Below are 784 nucleotides of genomic sequence, written 5' to 3' on the forward strand. Positions count from 1 at the left end.
GGACTGAATCTATATGAATTATATTTCATGGCTTTATAACCATCTTTATCTACTTCTAGGATAGAAACATTTTCTCCACCAGATCCTTGACCCTCATTAAATGTTTCACTTCTTGTAAAATTAAAATTTTTGGTTGTTAAAGCAAGTGCCTCTTCAAGAGTTAATTGACTTAGTACTCTAGATATTGGAATTAAACTAGTAGGTTCATTTAAGGGATTCCATCTTGCTGTTAAAATCAAGGAAGAAGGAGCGGGTGAATGATTATCAACTACTTTAGTAACTGTGTGATAGGGAGCTTCTGTATGTGCAGTTAATTCTATACCTGAATGTGAACTCTTATCAGGATTCTCATTTTCAATTTTTGTAACTCCACCGCCTTTTAAGTTTGCAACAACTCTAACGATTTTACCTAAGTTATCTATATCAAATGCAAAAGCATCTTCCTCTAGAAGTGCCAATATTATTTGTTCAGAAGAAGCTAATGTTAATATATCAATATCTTTTTCGAGTATTTCAAGAGGGGGGAGTTGAGTTGATTGAGTAATATCAATTTTACTACGATCTAATTTTTTAATATTTAGCCCTTCAAGTACTAGGTAAGGTATTTCCCTACGGATATATTTTTCTATAATACTTTTTTCGTATGAATTTAACTTTGTATTTAGTATTTCTTTAAAAGCTGGAATTTTTTCTTGAACAGATAAAGAATCGGGGCCTCCTAGTAAAGCCAACTCATATGACATTTCACTAATTAAATGAGAAATTTCGGAAGAAAGATGAAGAT

Annotated in this window: 1 protein-coding gene; it reads right to left on the bottom strand. The window is 31.6% G+C overall.

From position 1 onward, the window contains the following. On the bottom strand, positions 1-784 hold a 784-nt coding region (locus HUN22_RS17420), incomplete at both ends, for a hypothetical protein (RefSeq protein ID WP_254617568.1).

Origin of the sequence: Acinetobacter lactucae (assembly GCF_013344765.1) — a bacterium.
GTDB lineage: Bacteria > Pseudomonadota > Gammaproteobacteria > Pseudomonadales > Moraxellaceae > Acinetobacter > Acinetobacter lactucae_A.